A 20,801-nucleotide genomic window follows, 5' to 3' on the forward strand; every position below is an offset into this window, starting at 1 on the left:
GGGGGGGGGGGGGGGGGGGGGGGGGGGGGGCGGGGGGGGGGGGGGGGGGGGGGGCGCCTACCAGGACCGGGGGGGGGGGGGGGGGGGGGGCGCCGCCGCCCCCCCCCCCCCCCCCACGGCGGATCCCCCGCGCCGCGGGCGGGTGCACCCGGTGACGCTGCCGGCCGCCGAGCTGGCCGTCACGACCCACCTCGGCGAGCACCACGACATCGGCGTCACCTACGGCGAGCTGGGCGCCTGGGTGGTGGCCAACGCGCTGGCGGTGGCCGGCCCGGTGCGGGAGACCTACCTGGTCGGCCCGCGCGACACGGCGGACCCGTCGGCGTGGCGGACCGAGATCGGCTGGCCGGTCTTCCGCGTCGCGCCGCGCTCGTGACGCCTCGTGCCCCGGCGAGCCGCTAGGCCCGGGCGTGGCGCCAGACGACTGCCGCGAGCCCGACGAGCAGCACCATCTGCCCGATCTGGAGGTAGTGGACGACGTCGTTCGGCACCACGAACTGCGCCAGCGTCAGCGCCACAAACCCGACCACCGCGCCCAGCGGGACCGCCCGGGCGCGGATCAGCGCGGCGGCGAGGGACAGGGTGCCGACCGTGAAGACGACGAAGCCCGCCATGTCGGCGCCGAGCAGGCGGACGACGTGGTCGTCGGCGGAGTCGACGAGGGACCGACCGGCCCCCTCGGCCAGCCCGGGTGCCGTGGCGAACCAGGTGAACGTGGCGAACCCCGCGGCGCCCATCGCGAACAGGATGCCGCCGGCGGTGGTGAGGACCGCGCCGACCAGCGCCGCGACCCGACCGCGCTCCCGGGCGAGGTGCAGCACCGCCGCGCTCAGGGCCAGGGCGAGGACGGCGTGGGCGAAGCCGTCGACGAGCAGGCCGGCCCAGGCGGCGTCGCGGCCGTCGACGAGCTGGTCGTAGGCCAGGAAGTGGTCGGCGCTGCTGTCGAGCCGGCCGCCCCAGGGCGGGGCGGCCAGCAGACCCGCGAGGGTCAGCGCGGACCCGGCGAGCGCGACGGACGCCGTCCGGGTGCGGGCGGCACGGATGGCCGGGCGGGGAGCGGCGACGGGGGTGGCCGTGCCTGGGGAGATGGTCATGGGGAGCCTCCGGGTCGGACGTGGACGACGCCCGGACGCTAGGAACGGCGACCCCCGCGGCGGATCGTGGCGGCCGCGGGGATCGGAGCCCGTGCTGGCACGGGGTCCGCGGGGCCCGCGGATCCCTACAGTGCTGCCATGCCGTGGGCGCGCCGCCTGAGCACGGGGGTCGCGGTGCTGGCCGCCCTCCACGTGGCGGCCGCGATCGGCTTCGCGGTCCAGGACGCCGTCCCCCCGGGCACCGCCTGGGCCGCGCCGGCGATCGCGCTGACCGTCGTGCCGGCGCTCAGCGGGTTGTCGCTCCTCGTCGCCCGCCGCCCCGACGGCGCCGTGGTCGGTCTCCTGCTCGGGCTGCTCTCCCTCGCCGTCGCGCACGTGGCGGCCAAGGAGGTGTGGCTGGGGTGGCTGGGCACGGTCGCCCGCCCGGAGCGCCAGGCCTGGCTGGTCGCGGTCACCGCCGAGGACGCGTGGTGGGTGCTCGGCACCTTCTGCCTCCTGCTGCTGTTCTTCCCCGACGGGCACCTGCCGTCCCGCCGCTGGACCTGGGTCCCGCCGGCGCTGGTGCTCTGCGTCGTCTCGGTGCAGGTGCACGGCGCCTTCGACGAGGCGCCGTACCGGCCGCCGCTGCAGCACCTGCCGCACCCCTTCGGCGACCCGCCTCTGGTCGTCGACGTCCTCGGCCGGCTGTTCTACGCGATGCTGCCGCTCTGCCTCGCCTGCGCGGTGTCGCTGGTCCTGCGCTACCGGCGCGCGGACCGGCTGCAGCGCCAGCAGATCAGGTGGCTGGCGCTGGCCGGGCTCGGCATGCCCCTCTACCCGCTGCTCTGCGGGCTGGAGATCCTGATCTGGGGGCACCCGTCCTGGGTCAGCGCCGCGGTCGGCACCGCCTCGCTCGTCGCCACCCCGGTCGCGGCGGCGATCGCGGTGCTCCGGCACGACCTGTACGACGTCGACAAGGCCATCGCGCTCACGGTCACGTGGGGACTGGTCACCGCGCTGCTGCTGGCGGTGTACGGCGCGTCCTCCTCGCTGACCGGGGTGCTGATCGGCCGCGGCTCCGAGGTGGGCGTCGCCGTGGGCACCGCGGCGGTCGCGCTGCTGCTCCTGCCGGCGCTGCGCGTCGTGCGACGCGTGGTCGACGCCCGCCTGCACCCGCTCCGCCGGGCCGCGCTGGCCGCAGTGGACGACCTGCACCGCGAGGTCAGCGCAGGCCGGGGCCGACCGGAGCAGCTGCAGGAGGTGCTCCGCGCGGCGCTGCGCGATCCCGGGCTGCGGGTCGGCTTCCGCTCCCCTGGGTCGCACGCCTTCCTGGACACCGAGGGCGGTCCGGTGCCGGACCAGGGGGTGGTGGTGCGCCAGGACGGCGAGCCGACCGGCGTCCTCGTGCCCGGGACCGGGCCGGCGTCACCCGAACTGCTCCGCGAGGTCGCCGACCGGTGCAGCACCCTGGTCGAGGTGGTCCGGCTCCGCTCGGAGGTGGCTCAGGCACTGCGCGAGGCGCGGTCGAGCCGGACCCGGCTGGTGGAGATCGGGTACCAGGAGCGCCGCAAGCTGGAGCGGGACCTCCACGACGGCGCCCAGCAGCGGCTGGTCTCGCTCGGGATGCAGCTGCGCCTGGCCCAGCGGCACCTGGACGACGGGACCGTCGACGTCGACGGGCTGCTGGACCAGAGCGTCGCCGAGCTCGGCACCGCGGTGGCCGAGCTGCGCCGGATCGCCCGCGGGCTGCGCCCGAGCGCGCTGGACGACGGCCTGCCGGCGGCCCTGTCGAACCTGGTCCGCAGCCTCCCGCTCAGCGTCGACCTGGACGTGGACGACGGCCCGCTGCCCGACGCCGTCGCGACGACGGCCTACTACGTGGCCAGCGAGGCCGTCGTCAACGCCGTGAAGCACGCGGCCGCCAGCCGGATCGAGCTGCGCGTCGTGCGCCGGGACGGTCAGCTGCTCGTCCGGGTCACCGACGACGGCTGCGGCGGCGCCCGGCTCGGCGTGCGCTCCGGCCTGGCCGACCGGGTGGCCGCCCTGGGGGGCTCGCTGCGCGTGGAGAGCTCGGTCGGGCGCGGCACCGAGGTCGAGGCGGCGCTGCCGTGCGCATCGTGATCGGCGAGGACTCGGCGCTCTTCCGCGAGGGGCTGGCCCGGCTGCTCGAGGACGCCGGCCACGAGGTGGTCGGCCGGGCGGGCGACGCCGTGTCCCTGGTCGAGACGGTGGCGCGGGAACGGCCCGATCTGGCCATCGTCGACGTCCGGATGCCGCCCGACGGCACCGACGACGGCGCCCGGGCCGCCCCGGAGCTGCGGGCCCGTGACCCCGGCCTGGCCATCGTGATGCTCTCCCAGCACGTCGAGACGAAGCACTCGGTGCAGCTGGTCTCGAGCGGTCGCTTCGGCTACCTGCTCAAGGACCGGGTGTTCGAGGTCGACGACTTCGTGGACTCGCTGCGCCGGGTCGCCGGCGGCGGCTCCGCCCTGGACCCCGAGGTCGTCGCCACCCTGCTGGGACCACGGCGCGCGGACGACCCCTTGGCCCTGCTCACGCCGCGGGAGCGCGAGGTCCTCGCGCTCATGGCGGAGGGGCGCAACAACGTGGGCATCGCCCGGCGGCTGTTCCTCACCGAGCGGACGGTCGAGACCCACATCGCGAGCATCATGCAGAAGCTGGGCCTGCACGAGACGGGCGAGGAGAACCGCCGCGTGCTGGCGGTGCTGACCTGGCTGGGCGTGCGGCAGCGCGGCTGACCGCCCGTACCCGCTCCCGCTCGGTGCCCGGGTCGCACCGCGACCGTCCCGAATTGCGGCGGTGCCCGGAGGGCGCTTCGGTGGACGAACTCAAGCTCCCCCCTCGACGAAACGTGGGACCCCGTGACCCAGACCAGCGACAGGACCGTGGCCGACGAGGGCAGCGGCCTCCGGAGGTCCATCACCGGCAAGCAGCTGTTCTTCTACACGCTCGGTGACGTCCTCGGCTCGGGCATCTACGTCCTCATCGGGCTGGTCGCCGCGGCCGTCGGCGGAGCGTTCTGGATCGCGTTCGCGCTCGGCGTCACCGTCGCCGCCATCACCGGGGCGGCCTACGCGGAGCTGGTGACGAAGTACCCCCAGGCCGCCGGGGCCGCGCTCTACGTCAACAAGGCCTTCCGCAGCCCGGTGCTGACCTTCCTGGTCACCGTGTCCTTCCTGTCGGCCAGCTTCGCGGCCTCGGGCTCGCTGGCGACCGGCTTCGCGTCCTACTTCGCCACGCTCTGGGCCGCTCCGCCGGCACTGCTGGTCTCGCTCGTCTTCGTCCTCGCCCTGGTGGTCGTCAACTTCATCGGCATCACCGAATCGGTGGTGGTGAACATGCTGATGACGTTCGTCGAGGTGGCCGGCCTGGTCATCGTCGTCGTCATCGGCATCTGGTACGTCGCCCAGGGCGACGCCGACTTCGGCGTCCTCGCCGACATCAGCGTCTCGGGCAACCCGGCCCTCGCCGTCCTCGCGGGCATCGCCTTCTCGTTCTTCGCGATGACCGGCTTCGAGAACACGGCGAACGTCGCGGAGGAGACGATCGATCCGCACCGCTCGTTCCCGAGATCGCTGGTCGGTGGCATGGTCGTCGCGGGCGTGGTCTACGTCCTCGTCTCCATGGCCGCCGCCCTCACCGTGCCGACCGACCAGCTCGCGGACTCGGAGGCAGCCCTCCTCGAGGTCGTGAAGCAGGGCATCCTGCCCTTCTCCACGGACTTCATGACCACGCTGTTCTCGGTCATCGCGCTGATCGCCATCACCAACACCACGCTGGTCACGATCGTCACCCAGCCGCGGATCCTCTACGGCATGGCCAAGGAGGACGTCGTCCCGGGTGTGTTCGCCAAGGTCCACGCCACCCGCCGCAGCCCGTGGGTCGGGTTGCTGTTCAGCGGGGCGGTCGTCGCGGCCCTGCTCGTCACCGGCACCGTCGTGCTGGAGGCCGGGGGCGGCATCGACCTGGTCAACCGGCTCGCCCTGGTGACCGTCGTCTTCCTCCTCGTCATCTACGCCCTCGTGATCGTCGCCTGCCTCAAGCTGCGCGGGCAGGATGAGACCGACCGCACCTTCCGGGCCAGCACTCCCCTGCTGGTCGTCGGGCTGATCGGCAACCTGGCCATCCTCGGCTTCTCCGTCTACGACGACCCCACCTCGCTCCTCTGGTGCGCCGGGCTGATCGCCGTCGGGGTGGTGCTGTTCCTCGTCGAGTACGCCACCGGTTCGCGGAACCGCCCGCCGGGCAGCCGGCGCGGCGATCCCGCGGACGCCTCCGCCCGAGAGGTCTGAGATGCGCGTCGTCGTCGCCACCGACGGGTCGCCGCAGTCCCTCGCCGCGGCCCGCCACCTCACCTCCTTCGCGGATCCCGCGAAGATCACCGCGGTCTCGGTCGTGGCGGTGATCCGGCCGCTGGCCTCAGTGTCCTTCGCCGACGAGATCTCGGACGCCGAACGGCACGAGGTGGGCGAGGGTGCCGGCAGCTTCCGCGCGGCGGCCCAGCGCGCCGTCGACGCGGTGGCGGCCGTCTTCGACGGCTGGGGGCCGGAGATCGGCACGCAGATCCGCAGCGGGTCGCCCGCCGCGGAGATCATCAAGGCGGCGGTGGAGCAGGACGCGGGGCTGATCGTGGTGGCGGCCGGCGGACGCGGCCTCAGCGACCTGATCCTCGTCGGCAGCACCGCACAGCGGGTGCAGCACTACGCCCCGTGCCCGGTGCTCGTCGTCCGCCCCGCACCCCGGACGAGGAGAGCCGCCCGGCACGAGACGTGACGGCCGGGAGGAACCACGGCTGAGCACGGTCATCTCCGCGGCCGCGGCGTTGTCGATCGACACACCCAGCCGCTGGATCGTGTGCTCCAGCCGGTTCTCGTGGGCGCCCGGCCAGGACCTCGGCGACGCGCCCGATCGCACCGTCCACCGCCCGGATCACCTCGTCGATCCCGCCCCCGCACGAAGGACCGGGGGCGGGAGCTCAGAGGGACGCGAGGAGGCGGCGCAGCGGTGCCGGGACCGCCGACGGGTCCAGGTGCTCGACGAGTGCGCGCGCGTACCGGACCTTGCGGCCGCTGGTGGTGCCCAGGAACCGGTGCAGCTGCGCCGCGGGCGGGCGCCGGCGCTGTGCGGCCTGGTGCCGGAACGTGGCGAGGGCGCGGGCCTCCCGGTTCTCCGCGACGACCGCCTCCACACCCGCGGTCCCGACGGCCCGGATGAGCTCCTCCTCCAGGTCGGCCACGCAGGCGAAGAACCCGGCCGCCGCCAGTTCCTCCCCCTGGCCGCGCCCGAGGGCGCGCCGGAAGAAGCCCTCCTCCGCCATGTCGTAGAGGCCGCGCAGGCGGGCGCCCGGCGCGGTGGCCCGGACCGCCGCGACGTGGCGCGCGATGCCCGTCGCGCCGCCCATGGGGACGACCTGCACGCCCTCCGCGGCCAGGTCCCTCCCCTGTCCGCGCGCGGCCGCCAGCACCGCCTCGCGGTCGCTGCCGCCCTCCACCAGCACGACGGCCCGCAGGCCGCCCGTCGTCGGCAACGAGGAGGGGAGCTGCGCCGGTGCGGTCACGCGGTGACTGTCGCAGCCACGGCGGCCCTCGGACCAGCGCGATACCGCTCCCCGCGTCAGCGGTCGTCGTCCCCGCGGGTCCGCTCCTCGACGACCCCGGCGAGGGCGGCCGCGACGCGGGCGACGGCGGGGTCGGCGTCGTCGGCCAGGTGGCGCAGCGCCTCCAGCGCAGCCGGCCCCGGCAGCTCGACCAGCGCCTGGGTCAGGCGGATGCGCGTCGCGGGATCCGCGGTGGGCGCGGCGAGCTCGTCGACCAGCGCGGTCCCGATCCGCGCCGCGGAGCCGGGGTCCCGGGACAGCGCGCCCAGCACTTCCGCCGCGTCGACGTCGTGGCGGCCCTCGACCACCATGCCGACGAGCGCCGGCACGGCGGCGGTCACGCCGAGCCGGCCGAGTGCCAGGGCGGCGTGCCCGCGCACCGTCGGGTCCGGGTCCCCGAGTGCGTCCGCGAGCACCTCGGTCGCGCCCGGGGCCTCGGGCATCCCGGCGATCGCCCGCACCGCGCGCCGCCGGACGTCGACGTCCTCCGCCCGCGCGCCGTCGGCCAGCGTCGCCATCCCGTCGCCGCCGGCCCGCGCGAGCGCCCACCGCAGGGCGCCCGAGACGTTCGGGTCGGACTCGGCCAGGACCGCCCCCGCCAGCAGCTCGGCGGGGACCGACACGCCCTCCCGCGGAGCCAGGGCGGCCCGCTGACGGCGCGCAGCACTCGTCGAGGTGAGCCCCTGCACGAGCTCGACGATGCGCAGCACGCCCGGCCAGTCGGTGGCCGACGACGCATCGATCGCGCGGAGGCGCTCGAGGAGCTCCCGGTCGCGCGCGAGGCGGTCCTCCGTCCACCGGATCAGCTCGGCGACCAGGGCGGCCGGCGTGACGGCCGGGTCCTCCAGCGCGGCCCCCACCTGCTGGAGCGACAACCCGAGCGACCGCAGGCCCTCCACCTGGAAGATCCGGCGGACGTCGGCGGCCGAGTACTCGCGGTAGCCGCCGACCGTGCGACCGGTCGGCCGCACCAGTCCGAGCCGGTCGTAGTGCCGGAGCATCCGGGTGCTCACCCCCGAGCGGCGGGCCACCTCGCCGATCAGCACGCCGCCGCCCCGGCGGGCTCGGCGGACGCCGCCGTCGTCGCGTCCGCGGCCGCGGCCCGCTCCGGGCCGAGTGAGACGACCCGTCTCGCCTCGTCGAGCGCCGCGTCGAACCCGGTCTCCGGGTCCCGGAGGAGCAGCTCGGTGGCCCGGGCGTGCATCGCCACCGCCGGGTCGGCGTTCCCTGCCGCGCCCGCCAGCGCGGGCGCGACCACCTCCCCCAGGTCGACGAGGGCCCGGCTCAGGCTCAGCCGCACCTCGCGGCCGCCGCGGCCGAGCTGTCCCACCAGCTCGTCGACCAGCTGCTCCTTCGCCTCCTCGGGCGCCAGGGCCACCGCGACGCGCCACGCGGTCCGCGCGACCTCGTCGTCGGCGTCGCGGAGCAGATCGCCGGTGATCCACCCCCATGCGCCCCTGTCCCCGATCTTGGAGAGCGTGTGCAGCGCCTGGCTGCGGCCCTGGGCGCGCTCCGACCCGAGCTCCTGCCGGAGGCGGGGCAGGGTGTGCTCCGGCGGGAAGCGGGCCAGGGCCCACGACAGCATGTCCCGCACGAAGAAGTCCGGCTCGACCGCGCACCGCTCGACGAGCGTCGCCACCAGCCGGGGGTCGGGTGCGGAGCCGGCCGCCAGGGCCGCCTGGAGCCGCACCGACGGGTCGGGTGCCCGCAGGCCGTCGGCCACGCGGGTGTCGGGCTGCGTCTCGTGCACGGGGTTCACCGGGGACCACCTCCACCACCCAGTGGGCACCTTGTCACCGTGTCAGGGTCAAGCGCGTTGCCGGCGGAACAGCTCCCGGGCGGACGGCGCTGCACCGGTGGTGATCGACACGGCGGTGCGGCTCTCCCTCCTCGACCGGTCCCGCACCCGGGCCGGTGAGCCCGACGCCGCCGCGCTCGCCGGCACCCTCGCGCGGGCGGCCCGGGCCGAGCGCCTGGGGTTCGACCGGTTCTGGGTCGCCGAGCACCACGGCGTGCCGGGCATCGCCGGCGCCGCCCCCGCGGTGCTGCTGGCCGCCCTGGCCGGCCGGACGTCCGTGATCCGGCTCGGGTCGGCCGGCGTGATGCTGCCGCACCACCAACCGCTCGTGGTGGCCGAGCAGTTCGCGACGCTGTCGGCGCTGGCGCCCGGCCGGATCGACCTCGGGCTGGGCCGCTCCTCCGGCTTCACCGCGCCCGTGCGCCGCGCCCTGCGGGAGACCGACCGCGACTTCCGCGCCGACCTCGCCGAGCTGCGCGCCTTCCTCACCGGGACGGCGGAGATCACCGTCCGCCCGCAGCCGGCCGGCCCGGTGCCGCTGCACGTGCTGGCCACCGGGCGGGGCCTGCAGGTGGCCGCCGAGCTCGGCCTGCCGGTGGTCGTCGGCGGACCGCTGCTGGGGCTGGCCGGGGACCCGGAGCCCGGGCTCGAGGCGCTGGCCGGCTACCGGCGGGCCTACCGGCCCTCCGCTCAGCAACCGCACCCCCGGGTCGCGGTCAGCGTGGACGTGCTGGTGGCCGACACCGCCGAGGAGGCGGCCGACCTGCTGCTGCCCGAGGCGTGGGCGATGGCGCAGGCCCGCACCACCGGCGTGTTCCCACCCCTGGAACCGGTGGCCACCGTGCGGGCCGCCCCGCGCACCGCCCGCCAGCAGCAGTACGTCGAGCGCACCGCCGCCGCTGCGATCGCCGGCACGCCCGCCCAGGTGGAGAGCCGGCTGGCCGGACTGCTGGACCGCACCGGGGCCGCCGAGCTGGTGGCCTCCAGCAGCACCTTCGACCGCGACGCCCTGAGCTCCTCCGACGCGGCGCTCGGCGCGCTGTTCGGCCGGGCCGTCGCGGTCCCGGGCGGGGCCGTCCGGGGTGCCGGAGGATGACCCGCATGAGGGTCGGGGAGATCGACGTCCACCCTGTCGCCGACGGCACCTTCCGGGCCTCCCCCGGCTACTTCGGGGACCACGTCACGGCGCACGGCCACGAGGACCTCTTCGACCGCGGTGGGCAGGCGTGGCTGCCGATCGGCTGCTTCCTCGTCCGGACCGGGTCCTCCGTCGTCCTCGTCGATGCCGGCATGGGCCCGGCGATGCGCGACGACGGTCCCCGGCGGCTGCTCGTGGGCGGTCAGCTGCCGGTGGGTCTGCGGGCGCTCGGCGTCCGGCCGGAGGACGTGGACGCGGTGATCTGCACGCACCTGCACGTCGACCACTGCGGCTGGCTCTTCGACCCGGCCGGACGGTCGGTCTTCCCCCGCGCCGAGATCTGGTTCGGGGAGGCCGACTGGCGGCACTTCGTGCTCGATCCGGGGAGCCTGATGCTCGACCACATCCGGCACGGCCTGCAGCACACCGACGGTGCCCGTCTGCACCTGCTCACCGGCGACACCACCGTCGTCCGCGGGGTCGACGTCACCATGACGCCGGGGCACACCCCGGGCCACCTGTCGGTGGTGGTGTCCTCGGGGCAGCACCGGGCCCTGCTGCTCGGCGACGCCGTCACCTGCCCCGTGCAGCTGGACGAGCCCAGCTGGCACGCGCTGGGTGACGTGGACCCGGAGCTGGCCGGGAGGGTCCGCGAGCGGCTGTTCCGCGAGCTGGAGGACGAGCACACCGTCGGTGCCGGCGCGCACTTCCCCGAGCTGCGGTTCGGCCGCGTCCTCGCCGGTGAGCTGCGCCGCTGGATCGGCGTCTAGGGCGGCGGCCCGGGGCCGCCAGCCGGGTCAGCCGGCCAGCGACTCGGGCGAGTCGTCCCCCGCCTCCAGCGCGTCGGTGAGCAGTGCCACGAGGGCCCCGAGCTGCACGTCGGCCGACGAGGAGACCTCCTGGTCGGACCCGTCCAGCGCCCGCGCCGCCAGCCCCGCCTTGCTGTCGATCAGCTCGGCGATGCGGGAGTCGAGGGTCTGCGCCGCGATGATGCGCCACGCGGTGACCGGCTCGGTCTGCCCGATCCGGTGGCTGCGGTCGATGGCCTGGGTCTGCTCCGCGTCGGTCCAGGACAGCTCGGCGAGGACGATGTTCGAGGCGACCTGCAGGTTCAGCCCGACGCCGGCCGCGGTGAGCGAGCAGACGGCGACGGCGACGTCCGGGTCGTCCACGAACGCGTCGATGTTCTTCTGCCGCACCGACGGGGTCTGGTCGCCGCGGATCGACGAGTACCGCACGCCCTGCCGGGCGAAGGTCTCCTCGGCGGCGTCCATCACGTCGACGTGCTTGGCGAAGAAGACCACCTTGCCGGCGCTGCGGGCCAGCTGTGCGGCGTAGTCGGCGGCCAGGCCGGCCTTGGCCCGGCCGATCCGCCGCATCATGCCGAACACGTTCTCGCCGGTCCCGGTGGCCGCGTCCTTGAGCTCGGAGCGGGCGACCCGGCGCACGAGGTCGCGGTCGATGCCCCCGACCACGCCGGAGGAGCGGGCCGCCAGGGCGGTCTCGTACTGGGCCACCATCCGGCGGACCAGGTCGCGCTCGGCCGCGCGGATCGACCGGCCGGCCGCGCCGTCGAGCTCCACGGGCAGGTCGGCGATGCGGCGGGCGGGGATGTCGGCGGCGACGTCGACCTTGCGCCGGCGGACGATGCCGCGGTCGATCACGCTCTGCCGGGCGGCCGGGTAGAAGCCCGGGTCGGCCGGCGTCAGACCGGTCGCCTCGAGGGCGTCCAGCAGCTCGCCGCGCGGGCCGCTTTCCTCGATCCAGCCGAGGAACTGCCAGATCGCCCGGAAGTCGTCGATGTCGTTGATCAGCGGGGTCCCGGTGAGGGCCATCAGCAGCGGCCGCGCGGTGCGCGACCGGATGCTCTCCGACAGCTGCAGCACGTGCTGCGAGCGCTGCGACGTCTTGTTCTTGATGAAGTGCGCCTCGTCGACGACCATCCCGCGGAAGCCGAAGCCGCCCAGCCAGCCCACGTGGCGGTCGAGCACCTCGTAGTTGACGACGACGATGTCGGCGAACCCGTCCACGGTGTCGCCGTCGCCCTGGACGACGGTGGCCGGGCGGTGCGGCGTCCAGCGGCCGGCCTCGCGCGCCCAGTTCGTCTTGACCACGTTCGGCACCACGACGAGCAGCGGGTAGGCGTTCGCCGCCTCCGCGGCGAGCAGCGCCTGCGCCGTCTTGCCCAGGCCGGGTTCGTCGGCGAGCAGGAAGGTCCGGTGGCCGGCGGCCGCGGCGGCGACCAGGCGCGCCTGGTGCGGCATCATCTCCAGCCCCTCCGGCACCCGCAGCGAGGACGGCGCAGGGAGCGCCATGCACGCCGAGGCGCCGCTACCGGCGCGCTCGAACGAGCTCAGGAGGGGGCCGAGCAGCTCCCAGCCGGCCAACCGGCGCGGCGGCGCCGTGCGCTGCGGCGCGGCGGAGAAGTCGGGCGCCAGGAAGGGGTTGGCCAGCTGCCGGGAGATCACCGACTGCGGTACGACGCGCCGCTCGGGCGCGGCCGGCGCCGGCCGGGTCTCCGGCGGCGGGACCTCCTCGGGAGCGGGCTCGACGCCGCCGGCCTCGAGCAGCTCGCGACGGACGGCACGTGCCGCGTCGGAGACCACGGCGTCGTCGGCGAGCAGCGCCAGCAGCCCGGCGTCCCGGACGGCGGTGGTCGCGAGGATGGTCGCGATGCCGTCGAGGCGCTTGAGCAGCTCGGCCCGCTTGCTGTCGCTGCCGGCCGCCTCCGAGCGTGCGCGGGCCCGCTCCTCCCGCAGCACGAGCGCGACGGCCTGGAACTTCGCCCGCACGGCGGGCGTCACGCGGCCGCGCTGGGCGGCCGCCTCGACCTCGCGGACGGTGCGCGCGAGCACCGAGACGACGTCGCCCTGGTGGCGGGGCCGTCTGTCGTTCCGCGGGGCGGAGCGGCGAGCGCCGGTCCGGCGCTGGCCTGGTCGAGCCACAGATCCTCCTTCGCGCGCCCTGGACGGGGCGCTGCGGCGGCATGCCGCACGGTCGTCGTCGACACCGGCGACGACGCCGGCGTCCGGCACGTGCGCCGATCGCCGGCCGGTCCCCGGCGGGGTCACCGCCCGGGCCTGGCAGTCGTCCCACGGGCGCCGGTGGTCCCCGGACGGGCCGGCGGTCGCGGCCGGCGAGGTCCTCGTCAGCGACCGCGGTCGGGCCCGTGGACGTTCCGCCCGTGTCAACGCGTGCGCGGGGGGATCATTCCCGGCCCCCGTTGCCCGCCCAGCGTAGACCAGCGGAGTTCGAGCAGGTCGGCGGGCGTCGTGTTCGATGGACCGCGTCCGCGCAGGGAGGAGCCGGCATGACCCGCGTCCTGGTGACCGGGGTCCGCGGCACGACCGGGGTCCCGCTGGCGGAGCGGCTCGTCGCCCGACCGGGCGTCGAGGTGCTCGGCGGCAGCAGCGATCCGGCGACGGTCGCGCTCGACGGCGTGCGGCCGGTCGCGTTCTCGTGGGACGACCCGTCGGGCTGGCCGGCGGCGACCGACGGCGTCGACGCCGTCTACGTGGTCCGGCCCGACCGCGCGGACGCACCCGAGCTCGTCGGCGCGCTGCTGGACCGGACGCCGGGCGGGACCCACGTCGTCCTGCTGTCCGAGCGGAACGCCGACGACGTCGGACCCGCGGGGTGGGCACCCCGCGCCGAGCACGCCGTCCGCGCCGGCGCCCGCAGCTGGGCGATCCTGCGGCCGAGCTGGTTCATGCAGGTGTTCACCGACCCCCGCTTCTACCGCGACCAGCTCGTCGGGACCGGGGAGCTGGCCTTCCCCGGCGGGGGTGCGAGCGTGGCCTGGATCGACGCCCGGGACATCGCCGCGGTGGCCGAGCGGGCGCTGCTCGACGAGGGGCACGCCGGCCAGGTGCACGAGCTGACCGGGCCGGAGTCGCTCTCGCTGCCGCGCACCGCCGAGCTGCTCTCCCGCGCCGTGGGGTACCCGGTGGTGCACCGGGAGGTGTCGATCGACGACGCCGTGGCCGGTACCGACGGCTTCGAGCGGGAGCTCTCCGTGCTGACGTTCGAGCGGGTGCGCAGCGGCAGCTTCGCCGTCGTCACCGACGCGGTCCAGCGCGTGACCGGCCGGCCGGCGCGGACGCTGGAGGCCTTCCTCGCCGACTCCGCGGCGGTGCTGGGCCGCGTCGTCTGACCGGCCCCCGCCGATGTCGAGAACGGGCGGCCGGCTCCGTCCCCCGGGTGCCCGCGCGGTCCCGCGACGGGCCCGTGGGGACGGGGACGACGACCGGGAGGCCGGCATGCGCAGGGTGATCGCCGACGAGTGGATGACGCTGGACGGGGTGGTGCAGTCGCCCAGCGACCCCGACGAGGACCGCAGCGGCGGCTTCGCCCACGGTGGCTGGCACCCCCGCTACCTCGACGAGGTCGCCGTGCAGTGGATCGTCGGGAACGTCCGCGCCGCGGGCGGCTACCTGCTCGGGCGGGGCACGTACGAGATCTTCGCCGCGCACTGGCCCGGCGCCTCGCCGGAGGAGCAGGTGCTCGCCGGGCCGCTCGGCGCGCGGCCGAAGCACGTGGTCTCCACGACCCTGCGGGAGCCGCTCGGCTGGCAGAACTCCCGCCTGGTGCGCGGCGACCTCGGCGCCGCCGTGCGCGCGCTCAAGGCGGAGGACGGCGCCGACCTGCACCTGATCGGCAGTCCCGTGCTGTTCCGGTCCCTGCTGGCCCTGGGCCTCGTGGACGAGCTGCGGCTGATGATCGACCCGGTGGTCGTGGGCAGCGGCAAGCGCCTGTTCGGCGACGGCGACGCGCCGCGGCCGCTGCGGCTGGCCGACAGCCGGGCGACGAGCACCGGCGCCGTCATCGCCACCTACACCGCCGCCGGCTGACCGGGCCCGGGGACGGGCTCAGCGGCGGGCGAGCACGGCCATCGCCAGGGCGCAGCCCCACCCCGCCGCCACCACGGGTGTCTCGAGCGGGTCGAGACCGCCCGGACGGACCCGGAGGCGGGGCAGCCGCTCGCTCAGGTAGCCCACGGTCAGGCCGGTGCCGATCCAGCGCAGCACCCAGCGCGCGCGGTCGTCCGGGCCGCGCAGGAGCCGGGCGACGGCCCACAGCTGCGCGCCGAGCAGGTAGGGCGGCCCGCTGTAGGCGGTGCCGAACCAGAGCCAGTCGCGGACCAGGTGCTCCGGGCCGCCGGCCATGAACGGGACGTCGAAGGGCAGGCGTCGCCGCAGGGCGATCCCGTGGCCGACCAGCTGGGCGGCCAACTGGGTCGCGGCAACCGCGGGGAGCGTCGATCGGTGCGCCATGGCGCCGCACCGTAGGGCCCCGCGCCGGGTCGCGGCGGACGACGGCGCACGGCGAGGCGTCCGGGACCTGTCGGCAGCAGGCTCTAGCGTTCCGCAGCGTGAGCGACGGGTTCGACGCGGAGGATCCGCCCAGCGGTCTCGCCGAGCTGACGCCCTACGAGCTGTGGGAGCGCACGGAGCGGGCCGCGCGGCAGGTGGCCGCCGCGTGCGAGCGCATGGTCGCCGCCCCGTCGGCGCCCGCCCGCGTCGCCCTGGCGCCCGATTTCCTGCGGCCGATGCGCCGGCTGCTGGCCCTGCGGCTGGTCGCCGTCGCCCGCGCCCGGCGGCGGGCGTTCCCGGTGCAGGTGCCGCCGGCCGGCAGCCAGGGCGTCGCCGCGCTATGGGCGGAGGTCTTCTGGGCGGCGCGGGCCCGCTCCCCCGACGACGACTCCGGGGTGCTGCAGGAGACCGACGTGTCGATCCGGGGGCTGCTGGCCCTGGAGCCGGCGGACCTGGCCGATCCGGACGCGGTGCGCGCCTGGTGGGAGCGGCTGGAGCTGGTCGAGGAGACCTTCGACGGGTTGGACGTGGAGGCCCAGGCGACGGTCGAGGGTCTCCGGGCCGTCGCCGAGCACGAGGACCAGGTGCGCCGCCGGGCGTACTGACCCCGCGGAGGTCGACCGGCCGGCCGCGTCACGCCACGCCGCGGGCCGGGGCCGGCCCCTCGTCGCCCGGCTCGGCCACCACCCAGCTCGTGCGGCCGTGCAGCGGCGGGGTCTTGGTGCCGTCGGTGAACCACACGACGACTCCCCCGGAGGTGCGGCAGCGCGCCCGCACCACCCGCACCCGGCCGCCGTGCCCGCCCTTGCTCGGGCGGACCAGGGGCAGGCCGAAGTCGGTGCCGACGACGTCGCTGGTCAGGACCGACTCGCCACCGGCCAGGTGGCTGGTCGCGACGGTGCTCACGCGACCGCCTCCCGCCCGGTGCCGTTGCGCGTGACCCGGATGGTCTGCGGGCTGCGGACCCGCCGGGTGGGGACGACCTCGCCGAGCTCGGCGAGCCGCTCGACCGCGGCGTCCTTGTCGACCTGCGTGCGCAGACCGCCGCCGGACCACTCGCAGTACAGGTCGTCGGCCGGCCCGGACCGGCCGCGCAGCCGTTCGCGGGCGTACTCCTTGTGCCGCTTGGCCTCGTTCTCCGCCGCCCGCCAGGCGTCGTAGTCGTGCACGGCCGAGACGTAGTCCTCGTCGGTCACCGTCAGCCGCGACTGGCGGGACACGTCGCCCTCGGTCTCGGCGTCCACGGGCGGGCCCCAGCACGCGTCCAGGAACGGGCACCAGTCGCACATGGTGTCCACCCCCGGCCCGAACCCGTCGCGGGGGACGGCGTCGACGCCCTCGTCCTCCACGGCGGCGTAGACGTCGGTGAGCCACATCAGGGCCTCGGCGGTCAGCGCCGGGTCGTGGTCGGACTCGAAGACGACGTCCTCGCCCGAGTCGCGGGAGAGGTAGCGGATGCGCAGCCCGTCGACGTCCTGCCCGGTGCCGGGCGGCAGCCGCCGGTCGGCGGTCTGCCCGGTGCGCAGCAGCCACGCGTAGACGGCTACCTGGAACCAGTGCTTGGCCGGCACGCCGCGGGTGAGCACCCGCTCGAAGCCGAACCGGGACGTGGTCTTCAGGTCCTCCACGACCGGCTCGTGCAGCCAGTCGCAGCGGCCCTTGACCTGCTCGCCCTTCAGCCCGACCTCGGTCAGCCCCCCGTACTGGCGGCGCAGGGCCCGCAGCACCCCGCGGTGCAGCTCGGTGCCGAGGAAGGCCTGCAACCCCGTGCGGGTGTTGGTCGGCCGGCGCCGGGCGACCCGGTAGGCCGCCCGGCGTCGGCACTCGCCGAGCTCGGAGGCGCCGATCATCCGCTGCCGGGAGCGGGCCCGGCGGCGGTCGAGGTCGCGGACCGCCGCCGCCAGGCTCGGGGCGGCCCGCCGCTCGGCGGCGCTGGGGCGGGCCGGGAGGACCGCCGTCACGCCGAGATCTCCTGCTGCCCCGCCGACACGCCGGACCGCTGGGTGGCGATGACCTCGCGGACGAGCGCGGTCAGCCGCTTGGTGGCCACGTGCTCGGCCGGCCGGCCGAACCGCTCGGCGATCTGCTCGTCGGTCACGCCCAGGGTCTCCAGGCTGGCGAGCACGCCCTTGCGGGCGGCGGTGAGCCGGCGCTCGCGCGGGTCGTCGGGCGTCGGCGAGGCCTCCAGCAGCGGGTTCGCCGGCGCGGCCGGCGCCTCGGGGCGCGGCGCGGCGGCCGCCGAGGCGGCGCGGGCGGCCTCGACCACCGCGGCGGGCGTCGTGGGCGCCGGCGGCGCGGCCGGGGCCCGGCGGCGGCCGGCGGGGTGCGCCTCCACGGCCGCCTCGAGGAACTCCTCGTGCCGCGCCTGGATCAGCTCGGCGACGGTGTAGGAGCCGCTCGGGGTGGGGACGTCGGTCTGCAGCAGCGCGGCGCGGTTGGCCTCGCCCCACACCTCGCGCAGGTCGTCGTCGTCCTCGGCGTCCTGGATGCGCGCGACCAGGTCGGCGACGTCGGGCTCGGTGCGCCGGGTCGCCCGGGCGGTCCGGGCCTCCTCCTCGCGCTCGTGCTCGAGCAGCCCGCCGCCGTGGAAGGCGACGAGGTCGCGGACGTGGGCGGTGCCGGGGTCGCACTTGAGGGCGTCGAAGACCAGCCACTCGAGCAGCCGGCCGTTCGCCGCCTCGTCGGTGACCTCCTTGGCCGGGTCGTCGTTCGGCTTGATGCCGACGTGGACGCTCCGGGCGCCGACGATCAGCGGGCGGCGCCCGCGGCGCAGCCGCACCCACACGCTGGCGGCGTACGGGAACTCGCGGTGGGTCTGCACCGACCACGTCTTCTGCCCCTCGATGGGGCGGCCGTTGGCGTCGACCTCGGTGACCTCCTTGCCGCGGGCGGTCACCACGACGATGCCCGGGAAGGTCAGCAGCTCGGTCTGCAGCTTGCGCCAGCGGGAGCCGGCGTCGTTCCACAGGTTCTGGCTGATGACGATCTCGGCGTTCGGGTCGCGCTTGAGCAGCTCGCGGTTGCGGGCCGACTTCGCGGCGCGGGCGCTCGCCCAGTCCTTGAGGCCGTCCCAGATCGCCGAGCCGGTGTCGATGCCGAGCACCACGGGCGGCTCGCCGGCGTCGGCGGCCCGGCGCGCCTCCGCCTTGACCGCCTGCACGGCGGCCAGCACCTGGGCGTACGAGCCGTCGTGCTCGACGAGCTCGTAGCTGGCGCCGGGGATGGCGCCGTACTCGTCGCCGGCGCCCTCGTTCAGGTCGATCCAGTAGAGCGTTCCGATCCGGTCGCTGGTGCTGAGCTGGGCGAGCGCCCAGCTCTTGCCAGCCTTCTCCTCGCCCTCGAGGAGGATGCAGGGCCACGGCACGCGGCCGGTGGGCTTGCGGGTGGGGAGGCCGGAGATTGCCATCGTGAACTCCTTGCCGACACGGGGAAGATGTCGACCCGGAAACTACGGGCGGGGTCTGACACAAACGGGTGACATCCGCAAGCACATCGAGCGTGGCGGCGGGAAGCCCCAGCTCGGGACGCCCTAACCGGCGTGTCGGAGTTCGCCGTCGGCGTAATCGGGCGCGGGCAGCGGCCGACCGCGCAGCCGGTGGGCGAGCCCCGTGTACCGGCGTCCGGAGCCGGTGGCGCGCACGGCCTGGGCCAGCGCCCGGGACGAGCCGACGAGGACGACGAGCCGCTTGGCCCGTGTCACGGCGGTGTAGAGCAGGTTGCGCTGCAGCATCATCCAGGCGCTCGTGGTCAGCGGGACGACGACGCACGGGTACTCGCTGCCCTGCGAGCGGTGGACGGTGACGGCGTAGGCGTGCACCAGCTCGTCGAGCTCCCCGAAGTCGTACTCGACGGCCTCGTCCTCGTCGGTGACGACGGTGAGGGTCTGCGCCACGGGGTCGATCGCGCTGACGACGCCCTGGGTGCCGTTGAAGACGCCGTTCGCGCCCTTGTCGTAGTCGTTGCGGATCTGGCTGACCTTGTCGCCGACGCGGAACACCCGCCCGCCGAAGCGCTTCTCGGCGCGGTCGGGCCGGGCGGGGGTGAGCGCGTCCTGCAGCAGCTCGTTGAGCGCCGCGGCGCCGGCCGGGCCGCGGTGCACGGGGGTGAGCACCTGGACGTCGCGGCGCGGGTCGAGGCCGAACCGGGCCGGGATCCGGCGGACGACGACGTCGACGGCCGTCCGCGCGGCCTCCTCGGCGTCCTCCGTGGGGAAGAGGAAGAAGTCGTCGAGGCCGCGGACCTGGGGCGGGCTGCCCGCGTTGATCCGGTGCGCGTTGGTCACCACCCCCGACCGGCTGGCCTGCCGGAAGACCTGGGTCAGGCGCACGTGCGGCACGGGCGTGCCGGTCGCGAGCAGGTCCCCCAGGACCTGGCCGGCGCCGACCGAGGGCAGCTGGTCGACGTCGCCGACGAGCAGCAGGTGCGCTCCCGGCGGCACGGCGCGCACCAGCTTGTTGGCCAGCAGCAGGTCGAGCATCGACGACTCGTCGACCACGACCAGGTCGGCCTGCAGCGGCCGGTCCCGGTCGTAGGCGGCGGCCCCGCCCGGCCGCAGCTCCAGCAGCCGGTGCACGGTCACCGCCTCGACCCCGGTGAGCTCGGTCAGCCGCTTGGCCGCCCGGCCGGTGGGGGCGGCGAGCAGGACCCGGGCGCCCTTCGCGGCGGCGAGGGTGACGATCGAGCGGACGGTGAAGCTCTTGCCGCAGCCGGGTCCACCGGTGAGGACGGCGACCTTCTCGGTCAGCGCCAGGCGCACGGCCTCCCGCTGCCCGGGGGCCAGCTCCGCCCCGGTGGTCCGGTGCAGCCAGGCGAGGGCGGCGTCCCAGTCCACCCCGCCGAAGACCGCCAGGCGGTCGTCGCCGGCGGCCGACAGGCTGCGCAGGCCCGCGGCGAGCGAGACCTCCGCGCGGTGGAAGGGGACGAGGTAGTACGCCACCGTCGGCGGGTCGTCGCCGGCGGCGGGGAGCTCCTCGCGGATGAGCCCCTGGTCGGCGACCAGCAGGACGAGGCAGTGCCGCACCAGGTCGGCCGGCACCTGCAGCATCTCGACCGCCCGGGCCATCAGGTCGGTCTCGGGCAGGAAGCAGTGCCCCTGCCCGGTGGCCTCGGAGAGCACGAACTGCAGCCCGGCCTCGACCCGCTCGGTGCTGTCGTGCGGGATCCCGACCGCGGCGGCGATGGTGTCGGCGGTCTTGAAGCCGATGCCCCAGACCTCGGTGGCCAGGCGGTAGGGCTGCGTGCGGACGACGCCGATCGAGGCGTCGCCGTACTGCTTGTAGATGCGGACGGCCAGCGAGGTGGAGACGCCCATCCCCTGGAGGAAGACCATCACCTCCTTGACGGCCTTCTGCTCCTCCCACGCAGCGGTGATCAGCCGGGTCCGCTTCGGCCCGAGGTTGGGCACCTCGGCCAGCCGCTCCGGCTGCTCCTCGATGACCCGCAGCGCGTCCGTCCCGAAGTGCGCCACGATCCGTTCGGCCAGCCGCGGGCCGATCCCCTTGACCAGCCCCGAACCCAGGTAGCGGCGGATGCCCTGCACGGTCGCCGGCAGCACCGTGGTGTAGTCCTCGACCAGGAACTGCCGGCCGTACTGGGGGTGGGCACCCCACCGCCCGTGCAGGCGCAGGGTCTCCCCCGGCTGGGCACCGAGCAGCGAGCCCACGACGGTGACCAGGTCGCCGCCCCGCCCGGTGTCCACCCGGGCCACGGTGTAGCCGGTCCGGTCGTTGGCGAACGTGATCCGCTCCAGGGTGGCCTCGAGGACCGCCCCCGTCCGCGTCTGCGCCACCGCCGTCCCCCTGCTCCCGGAATCCCGCCGCCGATGGTTCCACGCCCCGGGGACAGCTCCGCGCGCCCGGAACTG

General features: G+C 75.9%; 20 protein-coding genes. 10 read left to right on the forward strand and 10 right to left on the reverse strand.

All coding sequences use genetic code 11. From position 1 onward, the window contains the following. Nucleotides 1-142 precede the first annotated feature (142 nt). On the forward strand, nt 143-376 hold the full coding sequence (locus ACI8AF_RS24220; protein WP_456542328.1) for a GyrI-like domain-containing protein: 234 nt from the start codon (nt 143-145) through the stop codon (nt 374-376). Between the two features lie 22 nt (nt 377-398). Here ACI8AF_RS24220 and ACI8AF_RS24225 read toward each other — a convergent pair whose 3' ends face one another. After that, nucleotides 399-1,094 (reverse strand): hypothetical protein, encoded by a 696-nt coding sequence (locus tag ACI8AF_RS24225; RefSeq protein WP_456542329.1) that lies wholly within the window; start codon nt 1,092-1,094, stop codon nt 399-401. 138 nt (nt 1,095-1,232) lie between these two features. Here ACI8AF_RS24225 and ACI8AF_RS24230 point away from each other — a divergent pair, with 138 nt between their 5' ends. From ACI8AF_RS24230 to ACI8AF_RS24245, 4 genes are all read left to right on the forward strand, one after another. Beyond that, entirely contained in the window at nt 1,233-3,194 is a 1,962-nt protein-coding gene (locus ACI8AF_RS24230) for a histidine kinase (RefSeq protein WP_456542330.1), read from the forward strand. Then, a complete protein-coding gene (locus ACI8AF_RS24235) occupies nt 3,182-3,832 on the forward strand; it encodes a response regulator (RefSeq protein ID WP_456542331.1) in 651 nt (216 codons plus the stop codon). Before ACI8AF_RS24230 ends, ACI8AF_RS24235 begins: the two co-directional genes overlap by 13 nt. Before the next feature lie 123 nt (nt 3,833-3,955). Next, entirely contained in the window at nt 3,956-5,386 is a 1,431-nt protein-coding gene (locus tag ACI8AF_RS24240) for an APC family permease (RefSeq protein WP_456542332.1), read from the forward strand. Between the two features lies 1 nt (nt 5,387). Then, entirely contained in the window at nt 5,388-5,867 is a 480-nt protein-coding gene (locus ACI8AF_RS24245; protein WP_456542333.1) for a universal stress protein, read from the forward strand. 202 nt (nt 5,868-6,069) lie between these two features. Here the strand turns inward: ACI8AF_RS24245 and ACI8AF_RS24250 are convergent, their stop codons facing one another. From ACI8AF_RS24250 to ACI8AF_RS24260, 3 genes are read right to left on the reverse strand one after another with little or no spacing between them, the layout of a single operon-like run. After that, the gene (locus ACI8AF_RS24250; RefSeq protein ID WP_456542334.1) at nt 6,070-6,651 is read right to left on the reverse strand and encodes a TOPRIM nucleotidyl transferase/hydrolase domain-containing protein; all 582 of its coding nucleotides are present in this window, start codon (nt 6,649-6,651) and stop codon (nt 6,070-6,072) included. Between the two features lie 56 nt (nt 6,652-6,707). After that, nucleotides 6,708-7,736, reverse strand: a complete 1,029-nt coding sequence (locus ACI8AF_RS24255; RefSeq protein ID WP_456542335.1) for a HEAT repeat domain-containing protein — start codon at nt 7,734-7,736, stop codon at nt 6,708-6,710. Continuing rightward, entirely contained in the window at nt 7,730-8,449 is a 720-nt protein-coding gene (locus tag ACI8AF_RS24260; RefSeq protein ID WP_456542336.1) for a HEAT repeat domain-containing protein, read from the reverse strand. Before ACI8AF_RS24260 ends, ACI8AF_RS24255 begins: the two co-directional genes overlap by 7 nt. Nucleotides 8,450-8,546: 97 nt before the next feature. Here ACI8AF_RS24260 and ACI8AF_RS24265 point away from each other — a divergent pair, with 97 nt between their 5' ends. Both ACI8AF_RS24265 and ACI8AF_RS24270 read left to right on the forward strand, forming a co-directional pair. Continuing rightward, entirely contained in the window at nt 8,547-9,584 is a 1,038-nt protein-coding gene (locus ACI8AF_RS24265; protein ID WP_456542337.1) for an MsnO8 family LLM class oxidoreductase, read from the forward strand. Between the two features lie 5 nt (nt 9,585-9,589). Next, nucleotides 9,590-10,396 carry an MBL fold metallo-hydrolase gene (locus tag ACI8AF_RS24270; protein ID WP_456542338.1) on the forward strand — a complete coding sequence of 269 codons (807 nt, stop codon included), beginning with the start codon at nt 9,590-9,592 and terminating at the stop codon, nt 10,394-10,396. 27 nt (nt 10,397-10,423) lie between these two features. Here ACI8AF_RS24270 and ACI8AF_RS24275 read toward each other — a convergent pair whose 3' ends face one another. Next, the gene (locus ACI8AF_RS24275) at nt 10,424-12,481 is read right to left on the reverse strand and encodes a DEAD/DEAH box helicase (RefSeq protein WP_456542339.1); all 2,058 of its coding nucleotides are present in this window, start codon (nt 12,479-12,481) and stop codon (nt 10,424-10,426) included. A 455-nt stretch (nt 12,482-12,936) separates the two neighbouring features. On the opposite strand from ACI8AF_RS24275, the gene ACI8AF_RS24280 reads away from it, so the two are divergent. Together ACI8AF_RS24280 and ACI8AF_RS24285 are read left to right on the forward strand one after the other, a co-directional pair. Next, nucleotides 12,937-13,779 carry a nucleoside-diphosphate sugar epimerase gene (locus tag ACI8AF_RS24280; RefSeq protein WP_456542340.1) on the forward strand — a complete coding sequence of 281 codons (843 nt, stop codon included), beginning with the start codon at nt 12,937-12,939 and terminating at the stop codon, nt 13,777-13,779. A 106-nt stretch (nt 13,780-13,885) separates the two neighbouring features. Next, nucleotides 13,886-14,476 carry a dihydrofolate reductase family protein gene (locus ACI8AF_RS24285; protein WP_456542341.1) on the forward strand — a complete coding sequence of 197 codons (591 nt, stop codon included), beginning with the start codon at nt 13,886-13,888 and terminating at the stop codon, nt 14,474-14,476. An 18-nt stretch (nt 14,477-14,494) separates the two neighbouring features. Here the strand turns inward: ACI8AF_RS24285 and ACI8AF_RS24290 are convergent, their stop codons facing one another. After that, nucleotides 14,495-14,899: a hypothetical protein gene (locus tag ACI8AF_RS24290; RefSeq protein ID WP_456542342.1), complete on the reverse strand. Its 405-nt coding sequence runs from the start codon at nt 14,897-14,899 to the stop codon at nt 14,495-14,497. 98 nt (nt 14,900-14,997) lie between these two features. Here ACI8AF_RS24290 and ACI8AF_RS24295 point away from each other — a divergent pair, with 98 nt between their 5' ends. Next, entirely contained in the window at nt 14,998-15,543 is a 546-nt protein-coding gene (locus tag ACI8AF_RS24295; protein ID WP_456542343.1) for a hypothetical protein, read from the forward strand. 28 nt (nt 15,544-15,571) lie between these two features. On the opposite strand, the gene ACI8AF_RS24300 is transcribed toward ACI8AF_RS24295, so the two are convergent. From ACI8AF_RS24300 to recD2, 4 genes are all read right to left on the reverse strand, one after another. After that, on the reverse strand, nt 15,572-15,844 hold the full coding sequence (locus ACI8AF_RS24300; protein ID WP_456542344.1) for a hypothetical protein: 273 nt from the start codon (nt 15,842-15,844) through the stop codon (nt 15,572-15,574). Further along, complete coding sequence (locus ACI8AF_RS24305) at nt 15,841-16,899, reverse strand: PD-(D/E)XK nuclease family protein (protein ID WP_456542345.1); 1,059 nt, start codon at nt 16,897-16,899, stop codon at nt 15,841-15,843. Before ACI8AF_RS24305 ends, ACI8AF_RS24300 begins: the two co-directional genes overlap by 4 nt. Beyond that, the gene (locus ACI8AF_RS24310; RefSeq protein WP_456542346.1) at nt 16,896-18,344 is read right to left on the reverse strand and encodes a hypothetical protein; all 1,449 of its coding nucleotides are present in this window, start codon (nt 18,342-18,344) and stop codon (nt 16,896-16,898) included. The genes ACI8AF_RS24305 and ACI8AF_RS24310 overlap by 4 nt, the downstream gene beginning before the upstream one ends. 123 nt (nt 18,345-18,467) lie before the next feature. Further along, nucleotides 18,468-20,726 carry an SF1B family DNA helicase RecD2 gene (gene recD2, locus ACI8AF_RS24315; RefSeq protein WP_456542347.1) on the reverse strand — a complete coding sequence of 753 codons (2,259 nt, stop codon included), beginning with the start codon at nt 20,724-20,726 and terminating at the stop codon, nt 18,468-18,470. Between the last annotated feature and the right edge of the window lie 75 nt (nt 20,727-20,801).

It is taken from the genome of Blastococcus sp. SYSU D00669, assembly GCF_054050715.1.

Coding starts and splice junctions, on each gene's coding strand:
- ACI8AF_RS24225 (WP_456542329.1), bottom strand. CDS start 1,094: ATGACCATCTCCCCAGGCACGGCCACCCCCGTCGCCGCTCCCCGCCCG.
- ACI8AF_RS24230 (WP_456542330.1), top strand. CDS start 1,233: ATGCCGTGGGCGCGCCGCCTGAGCACGGGGGTCGCGGTGCTGGCCGCC.
- ACI8AF_RS24245 (WP_456542333.1), top strand. CDS start 5,388: ATGCGCGTCGTCGTCGCCACCGACGGGTCGCCGCAGTCCCTCGCCGCG.
- ACI8AF_RS24270 (WP_456542338.1), top strand. CDS start 9,590: ATGAGGGTCGGGGAGATCGACGTCCACCCTGTCGCCGACGGCACCTTC.
- ACI8AF_RS24280 (WP_456542340.1), top strand. CDS start 12,937: ATGACCCGCGTCCTGGTGACCGGGGTCCGCGGCACGACCGGGGTCCCG.
- ACI8AF_RS24285 (WP_456542341.1), top strand. CDS start 13,886: ATGCGCAGGGTGATCGCCGACGAGTGGATGACGCTGGACGGGGTGGTG.
- ACI8AF_RS24290 (WP_456542342.1), bottom strand. CDS start 14,899: ATGGCGCACCGATCGACGCTCCCCGCGGTTGCCGCGACCCAGTTGGCC.
- ACI8AF_RS24310 (WP_456542346.1), bottom strand. CDS start 18,344: ATGGCAATCTCCGGCCTCCCCACCCGCAAGCCCACCGGCCGCGTGCCG.